Below are 22,383 nucleotides of genomic sequence, written 5' to 3'. Positions count from 1 at the left end.
AATGTTATGGTTCAGCGAATTACCCTTGCCCCCCAGGGGCCAGAATTCTCCCGTTTTGTGATGGGCTACTGGCGCCTGATGGACTGGAATATGTCCCCCCTCCAGCTGGCGAGCTTTATTGAAGAGCACATCGATCTGGGCGTCACCACGGTCGACCATGCGGACATCTACGGTGGCTATCAGTGTGAGGCCGCATTCGGCGAGGCGCTCAAGCTTGTTCCGGCTCTCCGCGACCGCATGGAGATTGTCACCAAATGCGGGATTGCCACCACGGCAAAACCGGAACACGCCCTTGGGCATTACATCACCGACAGCGCGCATATCATCAAGAGCGCTGAGCAGTCGCTGGTCAATCTGGCGACCGACCGTATCGACCTGCTGTTAATCCACCGCCCGGATCCGCTGATGGATGCCGATGAGGTGGCAGAAGCCTTCCTGAACCTGCATCAGAGTGGGAAAGTGCGTCACTTCGGCGTTTCCAACTTTACCCCGGCGCAGTTTGCACTGCTTCAGTCTCGTCTGCCGTTTACCCTGGCTACCAACCAGGTAGAGATTTCCCCGGTACACCAGCCGCTGCTGCTGGACGGTACCCTCGACCAGCTGCAACAGCTGCGTATTCGCCCGATGGCCTGGTCATGCCTGGGAGGCGGACGCCTGTTTAATGATGATGAATTCCAGCCGCTGCGCAACGAGCTTGAAACCATCGCCCGCGAACTGAACGCGGAGAGCATCGAACAGGTGGTTTACGCGTGGATCCTGCGCCTGCCGTCAAAACCGCTGCCTATTATCGGTTCCGGCAAAATAGAACGCGTGCGTTCTGCACTGACCGCTGAAGAGCTGGAGATGACCCGTCAACAGTGGTTCCGCATCCGTAAGGCCGCGCTGGGTTACGACGTACCATAAACCGCCAGAAGGTGACTTTCCGGTGAAATCTTTGCCCCTGGTATACACTTAAGGGGCAAAAAATAACCAGCGGAGGTCATATGAAGCGTTTTGCTCTGGCATTGGTCACGCTGGTTGTTTGCGCAGGGGCGCAGGCAGCCAGCGACGAAGTGGAAATGAATCTCGTCACCTCTCAGGGTGTGGGCCAGTCCATCGGTACGGTGAAAATCACGGAAACCGACAAAGGACTGGAGTTCGCTCCCAACCTCAAAGCACTCCCTCCCGGCGAGCATGGTTTTCATGTTCACGCCAAAGGCAGCTGTCAGCCCGCATTAAAAGAGGGTAAAGCGTCGGCGGCGGAAGCGGCAGGGGGGCACCTGGATCCCCAGCATACCGGCAAGCATGAGGGCCCGGATGGTATGGGACATCTGGGCGATCTGCCCGCGCTGGTGGTCAATAACGACGGTAAAGCCACCGATCCCGTTGTCGCACCGCGTCTGAAAAAGCTGGACGAGGTAAAAGGTAAAGCGCTAATGATTCACGTCGGCGGCGACAATATGTCCGATCGGCCTAAACCGCTTGGAGGCGGCGGGGCGCGTTATGCCTGCGGCGTGATCTGATCCCCAATCGTACCCGGCGGTGGGGCCTGCTCCAGCTGCGACAGCGAGCAGTGCAGCCGCCAGATTATCGAGGCCAAATCACGGGCTGCGGGCAGATGATGGCGTGCAAGCGTATCGCAAATCCGCTGCAGTTCATTCAGCGTGGTTGCCAGCGGGCGCTGCTGTACACCGCGTTCGCTCATCACATCGCGCAGCAGGGAGATGCAAACATCACGAACCTGCGACAGCGGGTCGGACCGTGTTTCCCACCCGCGAAGCTGCCAGACCACGTGCGAGCAGTTCAACAGCACCACGCCCCAGCGCAGCAGCCAGCGCCGGGAAAGCGCGTCCTGGCTGTTATTCAGTTGGCTGACGTGATGATAGACCAGCGATTCATACTCGTTTTCGCTCAGATGCGGTTTACGGCTGAGCTGGTCGACAAACCCTCTGCGTAGTTCCCGAATATGCCTGCGGCTCTTTCGTGCATCGGAGCCGGGTCGCAACACCGCGAAAGCCAGCCAAGCCAGCCCCACGCCAAGGATTTTCGCCAGGTTGTCATTGAGAAAATCGGCGTAATCATAAACCGGCGGATTGGTCACGGAGATAAACGAGCCCATAAAGACAATCAGCTGCCCCCAGAGGCCCGCCTGTTTTGGCATTTGCAGCTTGAGCAGCTGCATGGTGGTCAAGAGCGGAAACAGAAACAGCAGGAACTGCCACAGATCGCTTATCTGCACCATCAGGCCAAATTTAACCACGAAGCTGAACAGCGACAGCAGCACCAGCGTACGCAGCAGCAGCGTAAGCGAGTTGAACGGCGAAGCCGCGACGGAGTAAAGCACGCAGCTGATGGCGGCAAGCGTCAGGGCCGCCGTACCGGACTCCCACTGCGTGGTAATGCTCCACGCCCCCACCAGCATCAGCGCACAGAAGGTGCGAAAACCGCTCCACAGCGCTTCCAAATAGTCGGTATGGCGGGCGAGAGCCGGGCTCCCGGGAACGTTGAACTCCGTGACCGGCGTGGCATTCTCAACCGCGTTAATCCAGCGGCTGCTGCGCAGGTAGAGTCGGCAAAAGTAATTCAGACGTTGCCAGAAGGCGCGATGGCGATAGTCGTACTCATCAACCGGGGCGAGCGGGGCGATTATCCGCGCTACGGTGTAAATGTCCGCATCCGGGCGCGCGAGGGCCGCAAGCAGCGTTTCAATCACGGCTCGGGTGTTTTCAGGCGGCGTCGGCCAGTTGAGCAGCATCCGGCGCAGGCTGGAGATAGCGCTGGTCATGCGCAGCTGCTGATGCAGCAGATAGTTAAGCAGAGTGTTCTGGCGGCGAAAGCGGTAATGGCTCCAGAACGCCTGAATACGCAACAGATTCATGGTCAGGATCTGCCCGATTACCTTTTCATGCGCCAGGCGTATATCGTCGCTGGTATCCGGTTGCCACAGCAGACTCGCGTGTTCCAGCAACCGGGTATGCATGGTCTTTAGCGCAGTGATGAGCGCGGTACCGTCGGATGTGCTTGGGAGGATCATCATCATGAAGCCGCCGCTGAGGATCCCGACAATCACTTCACAAACGCGCGCCTGGGCGATATCCCACAGCTCGGTGGTGTCGAGCACGTTAACCACCGGAAAGGCGATAATGGCGGCGGTATAGCCCGCCAGCTGGAACGCGTAAGCGACGTTATTGGTAAAATGGGCGCAGGCCCAGGTACAGCACCCCAGCCATGCGGCCATGCTCAGCAGGAACAGCCACGGATCGTTCAGCGTATGGCCGGCGATAATTAGCGCCGCGGTGGCGCCTAGCAGGCTGCCGGCGATGCGCCCAAGACTTTTACTGATCACCCCGCCTACCGTCGGAAAGCTCACCACCGCGGCAGACGTCATCGCCCAGTAGGGCTCATCCAGGTTCAGGTAATAGGCGACGGTCAGCGCCAGACACATGGCAATGCCGTTACGCAGCGCGTAGCGCCACTGAGGACGCGTCGCTTTGATCCACGGCGTGTTTTGCCAGGAGAGTGCCGGCAGCTTCATCACCGGTTTCCGATGGAGACAGTACAGGTGGTGCCGGAGACCAGCGTGATGTCCTGCGGTAAATTGTCAAACTCCACGCGAACCGGAACGCGCTGGGCCAGACGCACCCAGGGCACGTTCGGCTTGATGTCCGGCACCAGGCCGGAATCCGTTTCGACGCTTTGATCGTAAATGGCGCGGCCAATGCTGGCTACGTGACCCTGTAACTTCTTCGGGCCGCTGTAAAGCGTAATGGTGGCGGGCGATCCCTCGCGGATATGCCGAAGCTTGGTCTCTTCGAAATAGCCGACGACGTAGAAGGAGTGGCTGTCAACGAGGGCGAATATCGGTTGTCCCGTGGTGGCATAATTACCCACGCGGGCAGAAAGGTTGGTCACCCATCCATCGACAGGTGCCGTAATCTCGGTTTGTGTGAGCTGCCACTGCGCCTGCTTCAGCGTTGCCTCCGCCACGTTGACGTTAGCCTGCATCGCCTTAACGTTGATATTGGCGGTATCTAAATCTTCCGCTGAAATGTAGTTTTGCGACAGGTGGCGGCGGCGGTTGGCCTCGTTGTTGGCCTTTGCCAGATCCGACTCGGCTTTTGCCAGCTGCGCCTGGGCGTTCAGGATCGCAATGTGGTACGGGGTGTCGTCAATTCGGAATAAAACATCTCCCTTTTTGACGAACTGGTTATCCTTAACCAACAGCGCTGTAATGCTTCCCGACACCTGAGGGGTAATGCTGACCTGCTCAGCGCGAACTTTGCCGTCACGGGTCCACGGCGACTGCATATAAAAATTCCACACCCACCAGCCCGCAATCAGCGCGAGGGCAAGAATAAACAGAGTGGAAAAGTACTTTAGCGTTTTCAGGGACATATTCACCACACAGTCAAAACGGCAAGGCCCAGGCATACGGAAAGGGCAAACAGGGAAAGATCCATCAGCATGGGATGCCAGATTTCACCGGAGTACATCCAGTCGCGAAGCAGACGATGCGCGATGAGCCAGAAGATAAAGCCCACCAGAACGGCCTTAAACAGGGGAGGAAAGTAGACTGACGCACCGAAGATCAGATCCTGAAGGGGTAAACCCTCTGAGCGATGAAAAAACGTCACGGGCAGAAATCCTTTGCAGTGAACAGAATGCCGCGTTGGCTTGTCATAGTATGATGAAGCATCACAATTCAGTGTAAGTCATACTTTTAAGTTCGATGAATGCAGTATTGCATTTGTTTTGGCAATACAAATGCTGCACACTATTCTAAAATCAGTATAATAACTTAGCAAGCTAATTATAAGGAGATGAAATTGGAATCGCCATTAGGTTCTGATCTGGCAAGGTTGGTACGCGTCTGGCGTGCTCTGATTGACCATCGCCTGAAACCTCTGGAATTAACACAGACGCATTGGGTCACGCTGCACAACATTCATCAGCTGCCGCCCGATCAGTCACAAATTCAGCTGGCAAAAGCGATAGGCATTGAGCAACCGTCGCTGGTGCGCACGCTTGATCAGCTGGAAGAGAAGGGGTTGATCTCCCGACAAACCTGCGCCAGCGATCGTCGTGCTAAGCGGATTAAACTCACTGAGAAAGCGGCGCCTATCATCACCGAAATGGAAGCAGTCATCACCAAAACGCGCGGTGAAATCCTCTCAGGCGTTTCACCGGCGGAGCTGGAAATGCTCATTAGCCTGATTGCTCGCCTTGAGCAAAATATCCATGAGCTACAGTCCCGTGACTGATAAACACGAAGGCCTTGCAGCAGCAAGGCCTTTTTTTACTTAAAGACGACCACACGATTACGACCCGTCTCCTTCGCTTCATACATCGCCTTGTCGGCACTTTCCACGCACGCTTCTGCGGTTATCGTTGATGACGTTGCCGTAAACACCCCCATACTGATGGTGATGGGCTCCGGCAACTGACCGTCACTGCTGGTTTTATCAAAGCTGCTTAGCTTCAGGCGTATGCGTTCAGCCACCTGGTAGGCGGAGTCTGCCGACGTATTGGCCAGCATCAGCACAAATTCCTCGCCGCCGATACGGGCCGCGATGTCCTGCGGGCGCACGGAATCCATCAGCAGGTTGGCGACAAACTGCAGGACCTTATCGCCCTGGAGATGCCCGTAGGTGTCATTAATGCGCTTGAAGCGGTCGAGATCGCTGACGATGACGGAAACGGGGCGGTTGGGTTTGGCGATATCCAGCGCCTGGTTTAACGATTCATAAAAATAGCTGCGGTTATAAAGGCGCGTGAGCGGATCGCGAATCGAGTTCTGATAGGACTGCTGATATTTTACGTGCGAGTCACGATACAGTCTGAAGACATCGTAAAGCAGAACAAAAATAATCAGCAGCGTGGCGACAGTTTCAAATAACCGGGCGCGGTACCAGGAAATATCTTCGGCATGTCCCCCCGCTAACAGCATTGAAAGCGTGACGATATAGCAGACGCACAGAAAATTACCGCCAACCCAGAATAAATTGCGTACGCGGGTAACAAACATCAGCGTTGCTAATGTCACCACCCAGAGAACGATTAATGAAATATTAATGAAATGGCTCCAGAGAACCATAAACTGACGGGTTTCATTATCAACCAGGTCAATCGATAAAAGAGGTGAATGACTGGAGTACATCCAGGCCAACGCTACTATAACGGTGGTAAAAAGAAATGCTCCGCTCACGATGAAGATATGCGCCTGCCGTGAGAGAGGATGATTGCGCGCGATATAAAGTATTGCCGCAATGATGAGCATCAGTGCCATTAAAAGATGGCGGAACATATAGTAAATCATTGCATCGTTATAGTTCACAACGTTGAACTGATAGAGATCCAGCCAGGCTGGAAAGCTGGACAGCGTTCCGACCATCAGCAATGTTGAACCGGCAAAGGCGAAAGCGATAGCGATGAGATACAAGCGTCTTCTGTCACACCAGTATTTCATCGCCATAAAACAGGCAATAAACAGGTGAAACACCACCAGGAAAATGGTGAGCGTAGGGAATAAAAGCGGTGAAAAGGACGGCACCCATTCAACGAGTTTTGAAAATAGAGCTTGTAATATCCCGATGACAGCAATGCAGCCTAAGCAGAATGAGATATAACGGCCCTTCAAAGAACGATTTTTCGCAAGCATAAAATTTAACAAAATTATAATGTAAGGAGAGAGGTGATTGCGAAGAGTCTAATCAATTGGCAAAAAAAATACTTTGCGCAGAAACAATATACGCTGTGATTAATAATAGGTGTGGTGAATATATTTTGTAAATATATTTGTGAGAGTGATATATATTGTAAATGGATGTGGTCTGGTGACCACATCCATTTTTAATTAACGTGGAGAAACGGTCACCTGGCTTCCGTTGCTTGCCAGAACAACGCGCTGGCCTGCAGAGAAGCGAGTGCTGCCCTGTTTTTGGACAACCATGATAGTGCTGCCGTCGTCTTTACGAATTTCCAGCTCTACGCCCTGAGTTTTATTCATCGCACCCTGAACGCCCTGGCCTGCTACGCCACCCGCAACGGCACCTGCGGCTGTCGCCAGAGAGCGGCCAGTACCGCCGCCAACGGTGTTACCCAGGAAACCACCCAGGACAGCACCGCCGATTGCGCCCATCACGTTGTTTTCATCTCCACCCTGAATCTGTACAGGGCGTGCGTTAACAACCGTACCGTAAGTCACGTTCTGAACCTGTTTCGCTTCAGAAGCGCTGTAAACGTCGCCAGAAAGTGAACTGTCATTCACACAGCCAGCCAGAGTTAAACCAATCAGCGAAACGCCCAGTACACGTAAAATCATTTGAATCTCCTGTTCACCAAAAACGCCCGATTGGGGGCATCCGTTATGGCTAAATTATATGGCATAAGGAGCCATAGTTCATATCTTTGCACTAACAATAAGAAAATTGTACTTGAATTTGACTTAACGAGACATAAACAGGATCCGCCAGTGTTACGCGTCTGACATTGTTAAAAAATATTATCGCCGGATGGCAAAGCTGAGCCGTTTATGGTTGAGTGGATATCCTTAGCCCACGCAACGTAAGGAAAGCGCATGAAATCGGGTCGCTACATTGGTGTGATGTCAGGCACCAGTCTGGATGGGGTAGATGTCGTTTTAGCCGCCATTGACGAAAACATGGTGGCGCAGCAGGCGAGCCTGACCTGGCCAATCCCCATTGCACTGAAAGAGGATATTCTGAGTATCTGTCAGGGGCAGCAGCTGACCCTCTCCCAGCTTGGACAGCTTGATGTTCGCCTGGGGGCGCTGTTTGCGGATGCGGTGCAGGCTTTGATGCAAAAAGAACATCTTCGCCCGCAGGATATTGTGGCCATCGGGTGTCACGGACAAACGGTCTGGCATGAACCCGGCGGAGATGCCCCGCATACCCTGCAAATCGGTGATAACAACCAGATTGTAGCAAAGACGGGCGTGACGGTGGTTGGCGATTTCCGTCGTCGCGATATCGCCCTTGGCGGACAGGGCGCGCCGCTGGTTCCCGCGTTCCATCAGGCGTTACTGGCTCACCCTACAGAACGCCGCATGGTGCTTAACATTGGTGGGATTGCCAATCTGTCGATGCTCATCCCGGGGCAGCCCGTACGCGGCTACGATACCGGCCCGGGCAATATGTTAATGGATGCCTGGATCTGGCGGCAGTGTGGACAACCGTATGATAAAAACGCGGAGTGGGCTAGCGGGGGAAAAGTGATTATTCCGCTGCTGCAGTCAATGCTGAGCGATCCTTATTTTGCCCTACCGGCACCTAAGAGCACGGGGCGTGAATACTTCAACCTCGGCTGGCTTGAGCGTCAGCTGGCGCCATTCCCGGCGCTCGCGCCGCAGGATGTCCAGGCGACGCTTGCCGAACTGACGGCCGTGTCGATCTCCGAACAAGTTCTGCTCAGCGGCGGATGTGAACGCCTGCTGGTGTGCGGCGGGGGAAGCCGCAACCCGCTGGTGATGGCGCGTCTTGCCGGGCTGCTGCCGGGTACCGAAGTGACCACGACCGATGAGGCCGGCATCAGCGGTGATGATATGGAGGCGCTGGCCTTCGCCTGGCTTGCCTGGCGCACCATTGCCGGACTGCCGGGCAACTTGCCGTCGGTTACCGGTGCGCGTGAGGCGAGCGTCCTCGGGGCGATTTTCCCGGCAAATCCACGTCATAATCAGAGTTAACTGAAATTCAGCGCGGCGCGTCGTCGTTAGAATGGAACGAAACAGGGGGGCAGCCATGCCCTCCAGGACCAGGAAAGTCTTCGGAATACGCCCATGAAAAAACTTCTTCTTATTGCCGCCCCTTTGTTGCTGTCAGGATGCAGCGTCTACAACCAGCTCCTTGAGCGCATGCAGACCGATACGCTGGAGTATCGCTGCGACGAAAAACCGCTGACCGTGAAGCTGAACAATCCACGCCAGGAAGCCAGTTTTGTTTATGACAATAAATTGCTGACGCTGAAGCAGGGGATGTCAGCCTCCGGCGCACGTTATTCCGACGGTATCTACGTCTTTTGGTCGAAAGGCGACAGCGCCACGGTCTACAAACGCGACCGCATTGTGCTGAACAATTGCCAGCTCGAAAATCCGAAGCGTTGAGATTTTTACAGGGGCGGCGCACAATAGCGCCACCCACTCTCAATGTCAGCTAACGCCATGTCAGATAACGACGAACTGCAGCAAATTGCGCATCTGCGCCGTGAATACACTAAAGGCGGCCTGCGTCGCCAGGATCTTCCCGCTGAACCTCTCGTGCTTTTTGAACGCTGGCTGAAACAGGCCTGCGAAGCGAAACTCGCCGACCCAACGGCTATGGTCGTCGCGACGGTGGATGAAAACGGTCAACCGTATCAGCGCATCGTATTGCTCAAGCATTATGACGAGAAAGGGCTGGTGTTCTATACCAACCTCGGCAGCCGCAAGGCGCACCATTTAGAAAACAATCCGCGTATCAGCCTGCTGTTCCCCTGGCACATGCTGGAGCGTCAGGTAATGGTCACCGGCAAGGCGGAACGTCTCTCGACGCTGGAAGTGGTGAAGTATTTCCACAGCCGCCCGCGTGACAGCCAGATTGGCGCCTGGGTATCAAAACAGTCCAGTCGAATTTCTGCTCGCGGCGTGCTGGAAAGTAAATTCCTGGAGCTGAAGCAGAAGTTCCAGCAGGGTGAAATTCCTCTGCCAAGCTTCTGGGGCGGGTTCCGCATCCCGATTGAGCAGATGGAGTTCTGGCAGGGGGGCGAACATCGCCTGCATGACCGCTTTTTATACCAGCGCGAGAATGGCGGCTGGAAAATCGACAGACTGGCACCATAATCCCCGAAATTTGTTGATTTAAGCGCTAGCGCACACCGCGCTTGCGCTTTATTCTATGGTCCTTTCGCATCAGGCGAAAAGTCGTGTACCGGCAAAGGTGCAGTCGTTTATACATGGAGAATTGGATGGCAAGCAGTAACTTGATTAAACAATTGCAAGAGCGGGGCCTCGTGGCCCAAGTGACGGACGAGGAAGCGTTAGCAGAGCGACTGGCGCAAGGCCCGATCGCGCTCTATTGCGGCTTCGATCCCACCGCTGACAGCTTGCATTTGGGGCATCTTGTTCCATTGTTATGCCTGAAACGCTTCCAGATGGCGGGCCATAAGCCTGTTGCCCTGGTGGGCGGCGCGACCGGTCTGATTGGTGACCCAAGCTTCAAAGCCGCTGAGCGTAAACTGAATACCGAAGATACCGTGCAGGAGTGGGTGGATAAGATCCGCAAACAGGTTGCACCGTTCCTCGACTTCAACTGTGGTGATAACTCTGCCATTGCCGCGAACAACTACGACTGGTTTGGTGGCATGAACGTGCTGACCTTCCTGCGTGACATCGGCAAGCACTTCTCTGTTAACCAGATGATTAACAAAGAAGCCGTGAAGCAGCGTCTGAACCGCGACGACCAGGGTATCTCCTTTACCGAGTTCTCCTACAACCTGCTGCAGGGTTATGACTTTGCCTGCCTGAACAAACTGCACGGCGTTTCCCTGCAGATTGGCGGTTCCGATCAGTGGGGTAACATCACCTCCGGTATCGACCTGACCCGTCGTCTGCACCAGAATCAGGTGTTTGGTCTGACCGTTCCGCTGATTACCAAAGCAGACGGCACCAAATTCGGTAAGACTGAGGGCGGCGCGGTATGGCTCGATCCGAAGAAAACCAGTCCATACAAATTCTATCAGTTCTGGATCAACACGGCGGATGCCGATGTTTATCGTTTCCTGAAGTTCTTTACCTTCATGGATATCGCAGAGATCAATGCTCTGGAAGAAGAAGACAAGAACAGCGGTAAAGCACCGCGCGCGCAGTACGTGCTGGCGGACGAAGTGACCAAACTGGTTCATGGTGAAGAAGGTCTGGCCGCGGCAAAACGCATTACCGCCAGCCTGTTTAACGGTACCCTGAGCGATCTGAGCGAAGCGGACTTCGAACAGCTGGCGCAGGACGGCGTGCCAATGGTTGAGATGGAGAAAGGGGCTGACCTGATGCAGGCGCTGGTGGACTCTGAGCTCCAGCCTTCCCGCGGTCAGGCGCGTAAAACCATCGCGTCCAATGCCATCACCATCAACGGTGAAAAGCAGGCCGACCCGGAATACACCTTCGTTGACGGCGACCGTCTGTATGGCCGCTACACCCTGCTGCGTCGCGGTAAGAAAAACTACTGCCTTGTCTGCTGGAAATAAATCACAGTCTCCAGGGGCGTGGGAAACCACGCCCCTTTTGTTTTTTCAGGGTTTGGTAAGCATAAAATGAAGAACATCCTCGCCATTCAGTCCCACGTTGTTTTTGGACATGCTGGCAATAGCGCAGCGGAATTCCCGATGCGCCGCCTCGGCGCCAACGTCTGGCCCCTCAATACCGTTCAGTTTTCCAACCACACGCAGTACGGCAAATGGACCGGCTGCGTGATGCCGCCTTCACACCTCACCGAGGTCGTGCAGGGCATTGCCGATATCGGCCAGCTCAAGCGCTGTGACGCCGTGCTGAGCGGTTATCTTGGTTCAGCGGAGCAGGGGGAACATATCCTCGGCATCGTACGCCAGGTGAAAGCCGCTAACCCGTCGGCAAAATACTTCTGCGACCCCGTCATGGGCCATCCTGAGAAAGGCTGTATCGTGGCGCCAGGCGTTGCAGAGTTTCACGTCCGCCACGCGCTGCCCGCCAGCGATATCATTGCGCCAAACCTGGTCGAACTGGAAATTCTCTGCGAGCATCCGGTTAATAGCGTAGAAGAGGCCGTAAGCGCGTCCCGCGAGCTGATCGCGCAGGGGCCTGAGGTTGTGCTGGTAAAACACCTTGCGCGCGCAGGGCTGAGCCAGGACCGTTTTGAGATGCTTCTGGTGACGAAAGATGACGCCTGGCATATCAGCCGTCCGCTGGTGGATTTTGGCCTGCGCCAGCCGGTTGGGGTCGGAGATGTTACCAGCGGTCTGCTGCTGGTAAAATTACTGCAAGGGGCGACAATGCGCGATGCGCTCGAGCACGTTACTGCGGCGGTATACGAAATCATGATGGCGACGAAAGAGATGCAGGAATATGAACTGCAGGTGGTTGCGGCACAGGATCGTATTGCGAAGCCGGAGCACTATTTCAGCGCAACCCGGTTATAACCGGCCTAAACGTGTAGGCCGGGTAAGCGTCAGCGCCACCCGGCGACACAGGCCGCTCGGTTAATTCAGCCCTTCCGCTTTCAGCGCCGCAGCCACGGCAGGGCGCTCTGCCACGCGTTTCATATACGACGCAATGTGATCTAACCCTTCCAGGTTCAGCTTAACCGCGCGCGCCCAGCGCAGTACGGTAAACAGGTACGCATCGGCAATCGTAAAGCGCGAACCACAAATCCACTGTTCGTCTTTCAGCGATTCGTTAACGTACTGCAGCTTTTTCTCCAGCAGGGCACGCAGGGTCGGCTTAAATTCTTCCGGCGTATCCGGGCGGAAGAGGGGGGTAAAGCCCTTGTGCAGCTCGGTGGCAATGTAGTTCAGCCATTCCAGCGTTTTATAGCGAGAAATGGTACTGACCGGCGCCAGCAGCTGGCGATCGGGCACATTATCGGCCAGGAACTGCATAATCGCGACGCCTTCGGTCAGCAGAGTACCGTCATCCAGCAAGAGCGCCGGAACTTGTCCCTTGGGGTTAATGGCAAGAAAATCATCGCCATTCTCCAGACGCTTTTTCATCAGATCAACGCCATCCAGCGTGAAATCTTTGCCGCTCTCGCGCAGGGTGATATGGGAAGCAAGAGAGCACGCGCCCGGTTTGTAGAACAGTTTCATCGGTAACTCCTTTTTGCTGAGGTTTCAGCTATGTTAGTGCGCATACGGACAAAAAAAAAGCCGCTAATGCATTAGCGGCTTCTGTTCAGTCGTTTCTCAACAATCTTACGCGGTAGCGGTTTTGGTCGCTTCCGCCGTCTTGTCATCGTCCTGAGTCATACGATTCAGTTTCGGTGCGGTCAGCAGCATCAGAACGGCAATAACCGCAGTCGCGATACCAATCTGCATGAACACGGTACCGTAGACGTTCAGCGAAACCAGTGGATCAGTGACGTTTTCAGGCACAGCCATCAGGTTCGCAATTTTACCCGCGATGATTGCCGCACCGGCAGTGGTCAGGAACCAGCTACCCATAATGAAGCCCATCAGACGCTGTGGCACCAGCTGTGCAACCATCGCAAGACCCAGACCGGAGATCATCAGTTCGCCGATAGACTGCAGCGCGTAGCTCAGGATCAGCCAGTTAACGGACACGATACCGGCGTCGGTGGCAAATTTGGTACCCAGCGGCAGCACCAGGAACGCACCGGAGCACAGCACCATACCGATAGCAAACTTGTGCGGCATTGGCAGACGGTCGCCCATCTTGTTATAGATGGCGGCAAGAATCGGGCTACCAATCATGATCCAGAACGGGTTCAGGGCCTGATACTGTTCCGGCTCGAACGCGATGCCCAGAATCGAGTGCTCAACGTTACGAATGGCGAAGAAGTTCAGAGAGGTTGGCATCTGGCTGTACAGCACGAAGAAGATAATCGCTTCCAGCATCAGAATGAATGCCACAATCATCTTACGACGGGCAGCACCCTGCATGGCGAATGCTTCTTTCGCAAAGATGACCACGATACCCAGCGCTACCACGCCCAGAACGGCACGTGCAATACCCTGGTTGTGCAGCAGCCAGGTGGCGATTGCCGCGAGGACAACAACGCCCACGATGGTGGCCAGCAGTTTGCCCATATGCACAGGCTCAAAGTCAGGTTTTGAACCGTAGTCTTTAACCCAGCTGCGGCAGAACAGGAAGTTCACCACGGTAATCAGCATACCCACGAAGCTCAGCGCAAACGCCACGCTCCAGCCGAATTTTGCTGCAAGCCATGGGGTGGCCAGCATTGAGAAAAACGAACCGATGTTGATGGACATGTAGTACATGGTAAATGCACCGTCCAGACGCGGATCGTCTTTGCTGTAGCAGGTAGAGAGCAGGGAGGACGGGTTCGCTTTGAACAGACCGTTACCGACGGCAATCGTCGCCATACCCATATACACGACAGCGGCATCGTGCCCTGACCATGCAACCAGACCATAGCCAATTGCCAGGACAATGGCGCCCAGCATGATGACACGTTTTGTCCCGAGGACTTTATCGCCCAGCCAGCCGCCGATCGCGACCAGACCGTACACCAGGGCACTGAAGGAAGAGAACAGCGTGATGGAATCGGCTTCGGACATACCCAGCTGTTTCACCAGGTAAACTGCCATGATCCCTTGCAGGCCGTAATAACCAAAACGCTCCCATAACTCGATAGAGAAGATGAGATAGAACGCTTTGGGTTGTTTAAAAGCGTTAAGACTCACGCTTTCATCTGTTGGTTTATTGTTTGCAGTAGACACATATACCTCTTTTTTTACATCCCATATTAACGGGGGTGTTCATAGCGTGATGGCCGTAGTCCATACGCCTTATAGTTATATTGGGAGGAGAAACGGCGGGTAATGTTCACTATCCTGCCCCATCTGGCAATACGTTTGTAATAATCTGTTACATATATCTGGAGTGGTATAATCGTCGGTTCACGCAAATGTTATTCAGCGTTAAATTTTATACGATGTGCAAAGGTAGTTTTTTCGACTGGCAGAGACCCGTCATGACCGGTGTTTGGCGATATGTTCTGCTATTTGCCGTCTATGGCAGTGATATAGCCCATATTCTGAAAAATAGATGGTCTTATCGTCGGTAAAAAAAGAAGAGTGTCTTGTCAGACAAAGGCTTTAGTTCGATTTTGACAACAAAAAAACAACATGAAGTTATCAGAGTGATCGCGATCACAGATGTATAGAAATTTTCGGCTATGAAAAAAGTATTAACCTGTTTGAGCGTTAAACGACCGAACAAGTGACAGGTTAATGGAAGGGAATGGCGGACAAATAACGGCCAAAAGAAGAGCGCTCGATTGCCCTTCTTTTGGTAAGGGATTGGATAATCAGGGATAGACTTTTTCTTTGTATTCGCAGAGATCTTCAATAATGCAGGAGCCACAGCGAGGCTTACGGGCAATGCAGGTATAACGGCCGTGCAGAATCAACCAGTGGTGGCAATCAACCTTAAATTCAGCCGGAACCACTTTGAGCAGCTTCTCTTCGACCTGCTCAACATTTTTCCCCGGCGCGAAGTTGGTCCGGTTAGACACGCGAAATATATGCGTATCTACGGCGATAGTGGGCCAGCCAAACGCGGTATTGAGCACCACGTTCGCAGTTTTACGACCTACGCCCGGTAAAGCTTCCAGCGCAGCGCGGTCTTCCGGCACTTCGCCTCCGTGCTGTTCCAGCAGGATCCGGCAGGTCTTAATGACATTTTCGGCTTTACTGTTAAACAGGCCGATGGTTTTGATATACGACTTCACGCCTTCCACGCCCAGCTCCAGCATGGCTTTCGGCGTATTGGCGACCGGATAGAGCAGGGCAGTGGCTTTATTGACGCTCACGTCGGTAGCCTGTGCAGAGAGCAACACCGCGATCAGCAGCTCAAACGGGGAGGTAAAATTCAGCTCCGTCGTCGGGTGCGGGTTCTCGTCCCGCAGACGGGTCAGGATCGCAATGCGCTTTTCTTTATTCATGAGGCCTTCTCGGGTGTCCCTTCCAGAACGCTGCGCTCAGCCGCGCGGCGCTTACGTTTCTCATCAATCAGGTATTTTATCGCCAGCATCATGCCAAGGCCAATAAACGCACCGGGCGGCAGCATCGCCAGCAGGAATGGCGTATCGGTGTGGAACACTTCAATGCGCAGCGCTTTGGCCCAGCCGCCCAGCAGCGCATCTGCGCCGTCAAACAGCGTGCCGTTGCCGAGGATTTCACGCAGGGATCCCAGCACGAACATGGCGCACGTGGCGCCCATGCCAATGGAAAAACCATCCAGCGCCGACATGGCCGGACTGTTTTTAACCGCGAAGGCTTCCGCACGCCCGACCACGATACAGTTGGTGACGATAAGAGGAATGAAGATCCCAAGCGACTGGTACAGACCGAACGCGTATGCGTTAATCAGCATCTGAACAATACTGACCACCGACGCAATGATCATGACGTAAATCGGAATACGAATTTCCGACGGCGTCCAGCGGCGCAGGGCAGAGATGGAGAGGTTGGTCAGGGTCAATACCAGCGTGGTTGCCAGACCCAGACCGAGCGCGTTGGTGGCGGTGGACGTTACCGCCAGCAGTGGGCACATGCCCAGAAGCTGAACCAGCGCGGAGTTGTTTTTCCACAACCCCTGGACAATAACCTCTTTAACCTGGCTCATGATTACTCCTCACAGGCCGGAAGATTGTTGATTTGCGCGGGCAGCGTTTCAGCATACAGCCCGGCTCGTTTTACGGCGTTCACCACGGCGCGCGGCGTGATGGTCGCGCCGGTGAACTGGTCGAACTCGCCGCCATCTTTCTTCACCGCAAACGCGGTGTCATCTTCACCATGGATCACTTTACCGGCAAAGTGCAAAATCCAGTCGCTCAGACGGGTTTCAATTTTATCGCCAAGACCCGGCGTTTCATGGTGTTCCGTTACGCGAGTGCCCAGTATGGTGCCGGAGAAATCGCTGCCCACGAGCAGCTGAATGGCGCCGGAATAGCCGTCGGGCGCCGTCGCTTCCATAACCGCGCCGACCGGTTTATCCCCTTTGCGGGCGATAAAGAGGCGGTGTGGGCCTTTCCCAAGCTGCGGCGCGTCTACCACAAAGCAGCTTTTTTGCAGGTCATTATCGTAGAAATCGGACGGGATCACCTGATCGAACAGCGCCTTTTGCTGCTTCGAGGCCTGTTCTTCGATAGTCGTTTTGGTCAGCGCATTAACCAGCGCCGTCAGCCCTGTCAGCACCGCGGCGAAGACAGCCAGCGTGACGCCGTGTTTTTGCATCGTTTTTAACATGGCAAAACCCTTAGCGATGGCCGTACACGCGTGGACGCGTGTAATAGTCGATGAGCGGAACGGTAATGTTGGCGAGCAGGACGGCAAAGGCCACGCCGTCCGGGTAGCCGCCAAAGCTGCGGATGAGCCAAACCAGCAGGCCGGCCAGCGCGCCGAAGATCAGGCGTCCGCGGTTAGTCGTTGAGGCCGTCACCGGATCCGTCAGGATAAAGAAAGCACCCAGCATGGTCGCGCCGGAGAGCAGGTGCATCTGCGGGCTGGCCAGTGATTCAGGAGAGAAGACCCATCCCAGCGTGGCGCAAACCGCCAGCGTCACGAGGAAGCTGACCGGAATATGCCAGCGAATGGCTTTCTGCTGCAGCAGGAACAGGCCGCCCAGCAGATACGCCAGGTTGACCCACTGCCAGCCGGCCCCCGCCAGCATGCCGCTGTAGATCGCGGATTTCATGATCTGCTCAACGCTGTGCCCGGCATGCAGGGATGTTTTAAAGGTATCGAGCGGCGTTGCCTGGCTGATACCGTCCACGCCCATGCGCAGCGCGTTCATATCGGCGCCGAGCGCCGTATGGCCGGTAAAGATAACGTGCAGGGCATCCATGAAGCCCGGAACCGTGGCCGCAATCTCGTGCGGCGGCAGCCAGCTGGTCATCTGCACCGGGAAGGAGATCAGCAGAACCACGTAGCCAATCATCGCCGGGTTGAACGGGTTATGGCCCAGTCCACCATACAGCTGTTTGGCAATGATCACGGCAAACACGGTGCCGAGGATCACCATCCACCATGGGGCAAACGGTGGGATACTGATCGCCAGCAGCAGGCCGGTGAGCAGCGCGGAATTATCGGCAAGAATGCGGGAGACAGCCGCCTTGCGCAGCTTAAGCACAAGGGCTTCCGCCGCCAGGGCGCTGGCACAGCCCAGGATTATCTGGAACAGGGTTCCCCAGCCGAAAAACCAGCACTGAACGGCAATGCCCGGCAGCGCCGCCAGGCAGACCAGCATCATAATGCGCGATGTCTGGCGCTGATTGTGGGTGTAAGGGGAGCTTGCGATTCTGAAAACCATTTAATCCTCGTTAACTGCTTGCTGTGCGGCTTTCTTTGCCTGAACGCGCGCAATGGCGGCGGCGACGGCGGCTTTGCGCGGGTCATCGTTGGCGGCCTGAGGTTGCTCTTCCTGCTGCGCCGCTTTACGGGCTTTAGCACGGGCAATCGCCGCTTCGACGGCCGCTTTACGCGGGTCGACCGGTGCTTCGGGTTCTGCCGCAGGGGTCTGCTGCGCTGCTTTACGGGCTTTTGCGCGGGCAATCGCCGCTTCGACAGCTGCTTTACGCGGGTCGACCGCATCCTGCTCGACGACCACGCTTTGCTCACCGGCTTTGCGGGCTTTGGCCCGGGCAATTGCCGCCTCAACGGCGGCTTTACGCGGGTCGATCTCCGCTTCTGCCTGGACCGTTTGCGCTTTTTCAGCCTGACGGGCGCGCGCTGCGGCCTTACGAGCCTCACGCGCGGCGATGGCTTCGCTGTTATCAGGTTTCTCACCCGCCGGGATCACCACAGGCTGTGCTGCGGTCGCTTTTTTCTCGCGAACGCGCGCCAGAGCGGCGTTAATCGCATCCTGATCTTTTTCGGCAGGCTGAACGGCGGCCTGCTTATGGCGTTCCTGACGGGCGATTTTTTCACGTTCCAGTCGCGCCTGGCGCGCTTCGAAGCGCGCTTTGGCTTCCGCAGCGCGTTTTTCTTCCATGGAGATGGCATAGATCTCAGCCTTCTCCTGGCGGAAATATTGCACCAACGGGATGTTGCTTGGGCAGACCCAGGCGCAGGCGCCGCATTCGATGCAGTCGGCCAGGTTATGGGCTTTCGCCTTGTCGTGCAGCTGGCCTTTGCTGTACCAGTACAGCTGCTGCGGAAGCAGATCCGCCGGGCAGGCGTCGGCACAGGCGCTGCAGCGGATGCAGCCTTTCTCTTCCTGCTCTTCGCCCATCTCGGTCGGAGAAGGCGCGAGCAGACAGTTGGTGATTTTGACCACCGGCACATCGAGCCACGGCAGGGTAAAGCCCATTAGCGGGCCGCCCATGATTACCATCTGGTCGCTGCCCGGGCAAAAATCAGCCTGTTCCAGCAGATGGCGCACCGGCGTACCCAGACGCGCCCAGACGTTGCCTGGACGAGAAATTGATTCCCCGGTCAGCGTCACAACGCGCTCGGTTAACGGTTCGCCGTCAATCACCGCGCGCTTCACTGCATACGCGGTGCCGACGTTTTGCATCAGCACGCCGATATCCGAAGAGCGTCCGCCGTGCGGGACCTGCTTGCCGGTGAGAATTTGCGTCAGCTGTTTTGCGCCGCCAGAAGGGTACTTGGTCGGGATAACGCGCAGGCTAATATCGTGACTGCCCGCCAGCACGGCGCGCAGCATTGAAATAGCCTGCGGTTTATTGTCTTCGATACCGATCAGCACTTCCCGCGGCTGCAGAATGTGGGCAAGGATGCGGATGCCTTCCACCACCTGCGCTGCACAGTCCTGCATCAGACGATCGTCGGCGGTGATGTACGGCTCGCACTCGGCGGCGTTGATAATCAACGTCTGAATATTATCGCCACCGCCGCGCAGCTTGACGCCGGTCGGGAAGCCCGCGCCTCCCAGCCCGGCGACGCCGAACTGATGAATTCGCTCGATAAGCGCTTCGCGGCTGTGGGTGCGGTAATCGCTCCAGCCGTCAAGGTCAATCCAGCGGTCTTCGCCGTCGGCTTCAATAATCACGCTCAGCTCTGAGAGCGCGGACGGGTGAGCCACCGTATGCGGGGCAATGGCGACCACTTTACCGGAGGTTGGCGCGTGCACCGGCAGCATGCGTCCGCGACCAAAGGTCAGCGGCTGGCCGCGAAGAACCGTATCGCCTTCTTTTACGCACAGCTCACCCTCAGCGCCGATGTGCTGCTTGAGCGGCATAACGAAACGGGTGGCCAGCGGAATTTGACGCAGCGGCGTGCCGTTAGACTGGGTTTTCATCTCCGGTGGATGAATACCGCCGTCAAAGTCCCAGATCTTCTCTTTTCTGAAAGCAGAAAATAACTTAAGCATGTTGTTCCACAGGAATATTGCGAACCGGAATGGTTTGAAGATCCCACTTCCAGCTTTCGGTAGTCGTTTCAACCGGGCGCAGCTCGATACATTGCGTCGGGCAGGGGGCCACGCAGAGGTTACAGCCGGTGCAGAGGTCCGCCACGACTGTGTGCATGGCGCGGGTCGCGCCGACAATGGCGTCAACCGGGCAGGCCTGAATACATTTGGTGCAGCCGATGCAGTTGGCCTCGTCGATCACGGCCAGGGCACGGACCGGCTCCTGCACGTCCGCGTCGCCGTCAACGGGCTGCGGGTCAACGTTAAGCAGGGTCGCGATTTTCAGCATCACCGCTTCGCCACCGGGCGCACAGCGGTTAATTTTTTCACCCTGAATCCCTACCGCTTCGGCATAGGGACGACAGCCCGGGTAGCCGCACTGCCCGCACTGGCTTTGCGGCAAAAGCTCATCAATTTTCTCTACAACGGGATCGTCCTCTACCGCGAAACGGCGGGAGGCGTAGCCCAGGATAAGGCCAAACACCAACCCCAGAACGCTGATAGAGGCGATGGCAATCCAGATAGCATTCATTACAACTTCACCAGACCACTAAAGCCCATAAAGGCCAGAGACATTAAACCTGCGGTCACCAGCGCAATCGCGTTACCGCGGAAGGGCGCAGGGATATCTGCTGCTGCGAGGCGCTCGCGAATAGAGGCAAACAGCACCATGACCAGCGAGAAACCGACGGCCGCAGAAAAACCATACAGCGCCGACTGCATAAAGTTATGGCCAAGGTTGATGTTCAGCAGCGCCACGCCGAGAACGGCGCAATTGGTGGTGATCAGCGGCAGGAAGATACCCAGCAGGCGATAGAGCGCCGGGCTGGTTTTGCGCACCACCATTTCGGTAAATTGCACCACCACCGCGATAACCAGAATAAAGGCCAGCGTACGGAGATAGGTTAACCCCAGCGGAATGAGGATCCAGGTATCAATCCACCACGCGCAGATGGACGCCAGCGTCATGACGAAGGTCGTCGCCAGCCCCATGCCCATTGCCGTTTCCAGCTTTTTGGAAACGCCCATAAACGGACACAGGCCAAGGAACTTCACCAGAACGAAGTTGTTAACCAGCACGGTGCCGACAAAGAGCAGTAAGTAATCGGTCATTATTTAGCCTGAAATAAAAAAGCCGCCTATTATCGGACAAACACACGCAGGCGACAACAGGTTATCTGTAGGGTTATTACGGGTTCACGAAGGTGTTTTTCACCCGCGTCGAACGCTTGAAGTAGGGCACCAGCAGCGCCGCGGCCAGCAACGGGAAAAGCAGCTGACGAACGGCCAGCGCGTCTGAAACGGGCGAAAAAGCAAATGCCTTCACCGCCAGCAGGACCGAAACCAGCAGCCAGATGATGTAATGTTTTGGCACACTCTTGCGGCGCTTAAAGAAGGCGATGGTCAGCCATAGCGTGTAGTACCACATCGCGATCGCGAAAACGAACGACACAAACCACAAAGCAATATTAAGCACGCTTTGCGACATCAGGGTCTGGATGGCGTGAGGGGTAATCAGTGCGGTGGTATACAGCAGCAGCGCAAGTGATGCGCTTAATAAGGCAACCAGCAGCCATGCCAGTGGGGCGATTAACCAGCCTCCGATGCGTTCTCCAGGCGTTGCGGTCATGAACTCTCCCATAATCTGCGCGAAATGTTGTACAGCCAGTTGGCAGGGCGGAGAGTATATAACATTTCGCGCGGATGGCTACTTTCTTATAAAACGTAACGCCATACGGACTTAGGCACTTCGCCGACGTTGAACAAACGACCACCGGAGACCAGCTCCGCACGGCGATGGTCAGCGGCGCGATACATATTAATGATGTCCTGATTATCCGACAGGGTGTAGTTCAGATGGTCAAACAGTTTTTCCAGGCTCTCAAGCGAATTGATCTTGCGAAATTTTAATAAATAGTCCTGAACTGTCATATTAATAAGTTTCCATATAAAAGTGAGTAATACCAGTTAAGGTAATTCGTTCGAATAATAAACGGATTAATAAAGACGTAAACAGCCCACTCAGGTAACGCGACGAAATTAGGAGTTTTCTTTGCTGAAATTCAGGCATCAGACGATGCCTGGAAGAGAAGGTTAACCGTGTTCACCAGGGCTGGCAATACGAAACTGACATATTATGTCACTCTTTATTGCAGTAACCGGTTACTTAGGTTGGGCGACTGTGACAGGCTCCGGCGGCTGGTAGTTATCGATATGGCTGGCAACGCCCAGCAAAATGACCGAAACCCCAAGGACAATCCATCCCGCTAATTCAATGATTCGATTAATAATTGACGTCATGATTCGTA

25 protein-coding genes are annotated in these 22,383 nt (G+C 55.3%); 8 read left to right on the top strand and 17 right to left on the bottom strand.

Annotated features, from left to right (window positions below):
* Window positions 1–6: 6 nt before the first annotated feature.
* The gene (locus RVY89_RS09200; RefSeq protein ID WP_484827609.1) at window positions 7–903 is read left to right on the top strand and encodes an aldo/keto reductase; all 897 of its coding nucleotides are present in this window, start codon (window positions 7–9) and stop codon (window positions 901–903) included.
* Window positions 904–983: 80 nt separating this feature from the next.
* Window positions 984–1,502 (top strand): superoxide dismutase [Cu-Zn] SodC, encoded by a 519-nt coding sequence (gene sodC, locus RVY89_RS09195; RefSeq protein WP_484827608.1) that lies wholly within the window; start codon window positions 984–986, stop codon window positions 1,500–1,502.
* Here the strand turns inward: sodC and RVY89_RS09190 are convergent.
* From RVY89_RS09190 to RVY89_RS09180, 3 genes are read right to left on the bottom strand one after another with little or no spacing between them, the layout of a single operon-like run.
* Window positions 1,481–3,514 (bottom strand): FUSC family protein, encoded by a 2,034-nt coding sequence (locus RVY89_RS09190; protein ID WP_484827607.1) that lies wholly within the window; start codon window positions 3,512–3,514, stop codon window positions 1,481–1,483. The two genes, sodC and RVY89_RS09190, sit on opposite strands and share 22 nt — an antisense overlap.
* Complete coding sequence (locus tag RVY89_RS09185) at window positions 3,514–4,374, bottom strand: efflux RND transporter periplasmic adaptor subunit (RefSeq protein ID WP_484827606.1); 861 nt, start codon at window positions 4,372–4,374, stop codon at window positions 3,514–3,516. Before RVY89_RS09185 ends, RVY89_RS09190 begins: the two co-directional genes overlap by 1 nt.
* Window positions 4,375–4,376: 2 nt before the next feature.
* The gene (locus RVY89_RS09180) at window positions 4,377–4,613 is read right to left on the bottom strand and encodes a DUF1656 domain-containing protein (protein ID WP_371897630.1); all 237 of its coding nucleotides are present in this window, start codon (window positions 4,611–4,613) and stop codon (window positions 4,377–4,379) included.
* A gap of 186 nt (window positions 4,614–4,799) precedes the next feature.
* On the opposite strand from RVY89_RS09180, the gene slyA reads away from it, so the two are divergent.
* The gene (gene slyA, locus RVY89_RS09175; RefSeq protein WP_021241135.1) at window positions 4,800–5,240 is read left to right on the top strand and encodes a transcriptional regulator SlyA; all 441 of its coding nucleotides are present in this window, start codon (window positions 4,800–4,802) and stop codon (window positions 5,238–5,240) included.
* A gap of 35 nt (window positions 5,241–5,275) precedes the next feature.
* Here the strand turns inward: slyA and RVY89_RS09170 are convergent, their stop codons facing one another.
* Together RVY89_RS09170 and slyB are read right to left on the bottom strand one after the other, a co-directional pair.
* A complete protein-coding gene (locus tag RVY89_RS09170; protein WP_484827605.1) occupies window positions 5,276–6,637 on the bottom strand; it encodes an MASE4 domain-containing protein in 1,362 nt (453 codons plus the stop codon).
* Between the two features lie 195 nt (window positions 6,638–6,832).
* Window positions 6,833–7,300, bottom strand: a complete 468-nt coding sequence (slyB, locus tag RVY89_RS09165) for an outer membrane lipoprotein SlyB (protein ID WP_008500578.1) — start codon at window positions 7,298–7,300, stop codon at window positions 6,833–6,835.
* 255 nt (window positions 7,301–7,555) lie between these two features.
* Between slyB and anmK the strand changes: the two genes are divergently transcribed.
* The 5 genes from anmK to pdxY all read left to right on the top strand — a co-directional run bounded on the left by anmK (window position 7,556) and on the right by pdxY (window position 12,138).
* Window positions 7,556–8,680, top strand: coding sequence for an anhydro-N-acetylmuramic acid kinase (gene anmK / locus RVY89_RS09160; RefSeq protein WP_484827604.1), 1,125 nt, complete (start codon window positions 7,556–7,558; stop codon window positions 8,678–8,680).
* A 93-nt stretch (window positions 8,681–8,773) separates the two neighbouring features.
* Window positions 8,774–9,097 carry a C-type lysozyme inhibitor gene (gene mliC, locus RVY89_RS09155; protein WP_023311369.1) on the top strand — a complete coding sequence of 108 codons (324 nt, stop codon included), beginning with the start codon at window positions 8,774–8,776 and terminating at the stop codon, window positions 9,095–9,097.
* 57 nt (window positions 9,098–9,154) lie between these two features.
* Window positions 9,155–9,811 (top strand): pyridoxamine 5'-phosphate oxidase, encoded by a 657-nt coding sequence (gene pdxH / locus RVY89_RS09150; protein WP_024909355.1) that lies wholly within the window; start codon window positions 9,155–9,157, stop codon window positions 9,809–9,811.
* Between the two features lie 125 nt (window positions 9,812–9,936).
* A complete protein-coding gene (gene tyrS, locus RVY89_RS09145) occupies window positions 9,937–11,211 on the top strand; it encodes a tyrosine--tRNA ligase (protein WP_028012910.1) in 1,275 nt (424 codons plus the stop codon).
* A gap of 66 nt (window positions 11,212–11,277) precedes the next feature.
* Window positions 11,278–12,138: a pyridoxal kinase PdxY gene (gene pdxY, locus RVY89_RS09140; protein ID WP_484827603.1), complete on the top strand. Its 861-nt coding sequence runs from the start codon at window positions 11,278–11,280 to the stop codon at window positions 12,136–12,138.
* Between the two features lie 60 nt (window positions 12,139–12,198).
* On the opposite strand, the gene gstA is transcribed toward pdxY, so the two are convergent.
* The 12 genes from gstA to blr all read right to left on the bottom strand — a co-directional run bounded on the left by gstA (window position 12,199) and on the right by blr (window position 22,363).
* Complete coding sequence (gstA, locus tag RVY89_RS09135) at window positions 12,199–12,804, bottom strand: glutathione transferase GstA (RefSeq protein ID WP_484827602.1); 606 nt, start codon at window positions 12,802–12,804, stop codon at window positions 12,199–12,201.
* Between the two features lie 105 nt (window positions 12,805–12,909).
* The gene (gene dtpA, locus RVY89_RS09130; protein ID WP_023311373.1) at window positions 12,910–14,418 is read right to left on the bottom strand and encodes a dipeptide/tripeptide permease DtpA; all 1,509 of its coding nucleotides are present in this window, start codon (window positions 14,416–14,418) and stop codon (window positions 12,910–12,912) included.
* A 590-nt stretch (window positions 14,419–15,008) separates the two neighbouring features.
* Window positions 15,009–15,644 (bottom strand): endonuclease III, encoded by a 636-nt coding sequence (gene nth / locus RVY89_RS09125; RefSeq protein ID WP_008500570.1) that lies wholly within the window; start codon window positions 15,642–15,644, stop codon window positions 15,009–15,011.
* Window positions 15,641–16,327, bottom strand: coding sequence for an electron transport complex subunit E (locus tag RVY89_RS09120; RefSeq protein ID WP_008500569.1), 687 nt, complete (start codon window positions 16,325–16,327; stop codon window positions 15,641–15,643). Before RVY89_RS09120 ends, nth begins: the two co-directional genes overlap by 4 nt.
* 2 nt (window positions 16,328–16,329) lie before the next feature.
* The gene (rsxG, locus tag RVY89_RS09115; protein WP_045261492.1) at window positions 16,330–16,950 is read right to left on the bottom strand and encodes an electron transport complex subunit RsxG; all 621 of its coding nucleotides are present in this window, start codon (window positions 16,948–16,950) and stop codon (window positions 16,330–16,332) included.
* Window positions 16,951–16,960: 10 nt separating this feature from the next.
* Window positions 16,961–18,013 (bottom strand): electron transport complex subunit RsxD, encoded by a 1,053-nt coding sequence (rsxD, locus tag RVY89_RS09110; RefSeq protein WP_484827601.1) that lies wholly within the window; start codon window positions 18,011–18,013, stop codon window positions 16,961–16,963.
* Window positions 18,014–20,035: an electron transport complex subunit RsxC gene (gene rsxC, locus RVY89_RS09105; protein ID WP_484827600.1), complete on the bottom strand. Its 2,022-nt coding sequence runs from the start codon at window positions 20,033–20,035 to the stop codon at window positions 18,014–18,016. It abuts the gene before it with no gap.
* Window positions 20,028–20,606, bottom strand: a complete 579-nt coding sequence (gene rsxB, locus RVY89_RS09100; protein WP_032657710.1) for an electron transport complex subunit RsxB — start codon at window positions 20,604–20,606, stop codon at window positions 20,028–20,030. Before rsxB ends, rsxC begins: the two co-directional genes overlap by 8 nt.
* Window positions 20,606–21,187: an electron transport complex subunit RsxA gene (rsxA, locus tag RVY89_RS09095; protein ID WP_008500564.1), complete on the bottom strand. Its 582-nt coding sequence runs from the start codon at window positions 21,185–21,187 to the stop codon at window positions 20,606–20,608. The genes rsxB and rsxA overlap by 1 nt, the downstream gene beginning before the upstream one ends.
* A gap of 76 nt (window positions 21,188–21,263) precedes the next feature.
* The gene (locus tag RVY89_RS09090; protein ID WP_484827599.1) at window positions 21,264–21,704 is read right to left on the bottom strand and encodes a DUF2569 domain-containing protein; all 441 of its coding nucleotides are present in this window, start codon (window positions 21,702–21,704) and stop codon (window positions 21,264–21,266) included.
* Between the two features lie 86 nt (window positions 21,705–21,790).
* Window positions 21,791–22,006, bottom strand: a complete 216-nt coding sequence (ydgT, locus tag RVY89_RS09085) for a transcription modulator YdgT (protein ID WP_013096896.1) — start codon at window positions 22,004–22,006, stop codon at window positions 21,791–21,793.
* Window positions 22,007–22,237: 231 nt separating this feature from the next.
* On the bottom strand, window positions 22,238–22,363 hold the full coding sequence (blr, locus tag RVY89_RS09080) for a division septum protein Blr (RefSeq protein WP_168112406.1): 126 nt from the start codon (window positions 22,361–22,363) through the stop codon (window positions 22,238–22,240).
* Between the last annotated feature and the right edge of the window lie 20 nt (window positions 22,364–22,383).

It is taken from the genome of Enterobacter sp. 3U4, from assembly GCF_057224565.1.
Note: the sequence above shows the minus strand (reverse complement) of the source record. Positions and strands in the feature narration are given on the sequence as shown.

Bases quoted from the DNA above. Each gene is read 5' to 3' on its own strand.
- RVY89_RS09200 (WP_484827609.1), top strand. From the start codon at position 7: ATGGTTCAGCGAATTACCCTTGCCCCCCAGGGGCCAGAATTCTCCCGT.
- slyB (WP_008500578.1), bottom strand. From the start codon at position 7,300: ATGATTTTACGTGTACTGGGCGTTTCGCTGATTGGTTTAACTCTGGCT.
- tyrS (WP_028012910.1), top strand. From the start codon at position 9,937: ATGGCAAGCAGTAACTTGATTAAACAATTGCAAGAGCGGGGCCTCGTG.
- RVY89_RS09190 (WP_484827607.1), bottom strand. From the start codon at position 3,514: ATGAAGCTGCCGGCACTCTCCTGGCAAAACACGCCGTGGATCAAAGCG.
- RVY89_RS09090 (WP_484827599.1), bottom strand. From the start codon at position 21,704: ATGACCGCAACGCCTGGAGAACGCATCGGAGGCTGGTTAATCGCCCCA.
- RVY89_RS09170 (WP_484827605.1), bottom strand. From the start codon at position 6,637: ATGCTTGCGAAAAATCGTTCTTTGAAGGGCCGTTATATCTCATTCTGC.
- rsxD (WP_484827601.1), bottom strand. From the start codon at position 18,013: ATGGTTTTCAGAATCGCAAGCTCCCCTTACACCCACAATCAGCGCCAG.
- sodC (WP_484827608.1), top strand. From the start codon at position 984: ATGAAGCGTTTTGCTCTGGCATTGGTCACGCTGGTTGTTTGCGCAGGG.
- gstA (WP_484827602.1), bottom strand. From the start codon at position 12,804: ATGAAACTGTTCTACAAACCGGGCGCGTGCTCTCTTGCTTCCCATATC.
- ydgT (WP_013096896.1), bottom strand. From the start codon at position 22,006: ATGACAGTTCAGGACTATTTATTAAAATTTCGCAAGATCAATTCGCTT.
- anmK (WP_484827604.1), top strand. From the start codon at position 7,556: ATGAAATCGGGTCGCTACATTGGTGTGATGTCAGGCACCAGTCTGGAT.
- pdxH (WP_024909355.1), top strand. From the start codon at position 9,155: ATGTCAGATAACGACGAACTGCAGCAAATTGCGCATCTGCGCCGTGAA.
- rsxA (WP_008500564.1), bottom strand. From the start codon at position 21,187: ATGACCGATTACTTACTGCTCTTTGTCGGCACCGTGCTGGTTAACAAC.
- rsxG (WP_045261492.1), bottom strand. From the start codon at position 16,950: ATGTTAAAAACGATGCAAAAACACGGCGTCACGCTGGCTGTCTTCGCC.
- rsxC (WP_484827600.1), bottom strand. From the start codon at position 20,035: ATGCTTAAGTTATTTTCTGCTTTCAGAAAAGAGAAGATCTGGGACTTT.
- slyA (WP_021241135.1), top strand. From the start codon at position 4,800: ATGAAATTGGAATCGCCATTAGGTTCTGATCTGGCAAGGTTGGTACGC.
- pdxY (WP_484827603.1), top strand. From the start codon at position 11,278: ATGAAGAACATCCTCGCCATTCAGTCCCACGTTGTTTTTGGACATGCT.
- rsxB (WP_032657710.1), bottom strand. From the start codon at position 20,606: ATGAATGCTATCTGGATTGCCATCGCCTCTATCAGCGTTCTGGGGTTG.
- RVY89_RS09120 (WP_008500569.1), bottom strand. From the start codon at position 16,327: ATGAGCCAGGTTAAAGAGGTTATTGTCCAGGGGTTGTGGAAAAACAAC.
- mliC (WP_023311369.1), top strand. From the start codon at position 8,774: ATGAAAAAACTTCTTCTTATTGCCGCCCCTTTGTTGCTGTCAGGATGC.
- RVY89_RS09185 (WP_484827606.1), bottom strand. From the start codon at position 4,374: ATGTCCCTGAAAACGCTAAAGTACTTTTCCACTCTGTTTATTCTTGCC.
- nth (WP_008500570.1), bottom strand. From the start codon at position 15,644: ATGAATAAAGAAAAGCGCATTGCGATCCTGACCCGTCTGCGGGACGAG.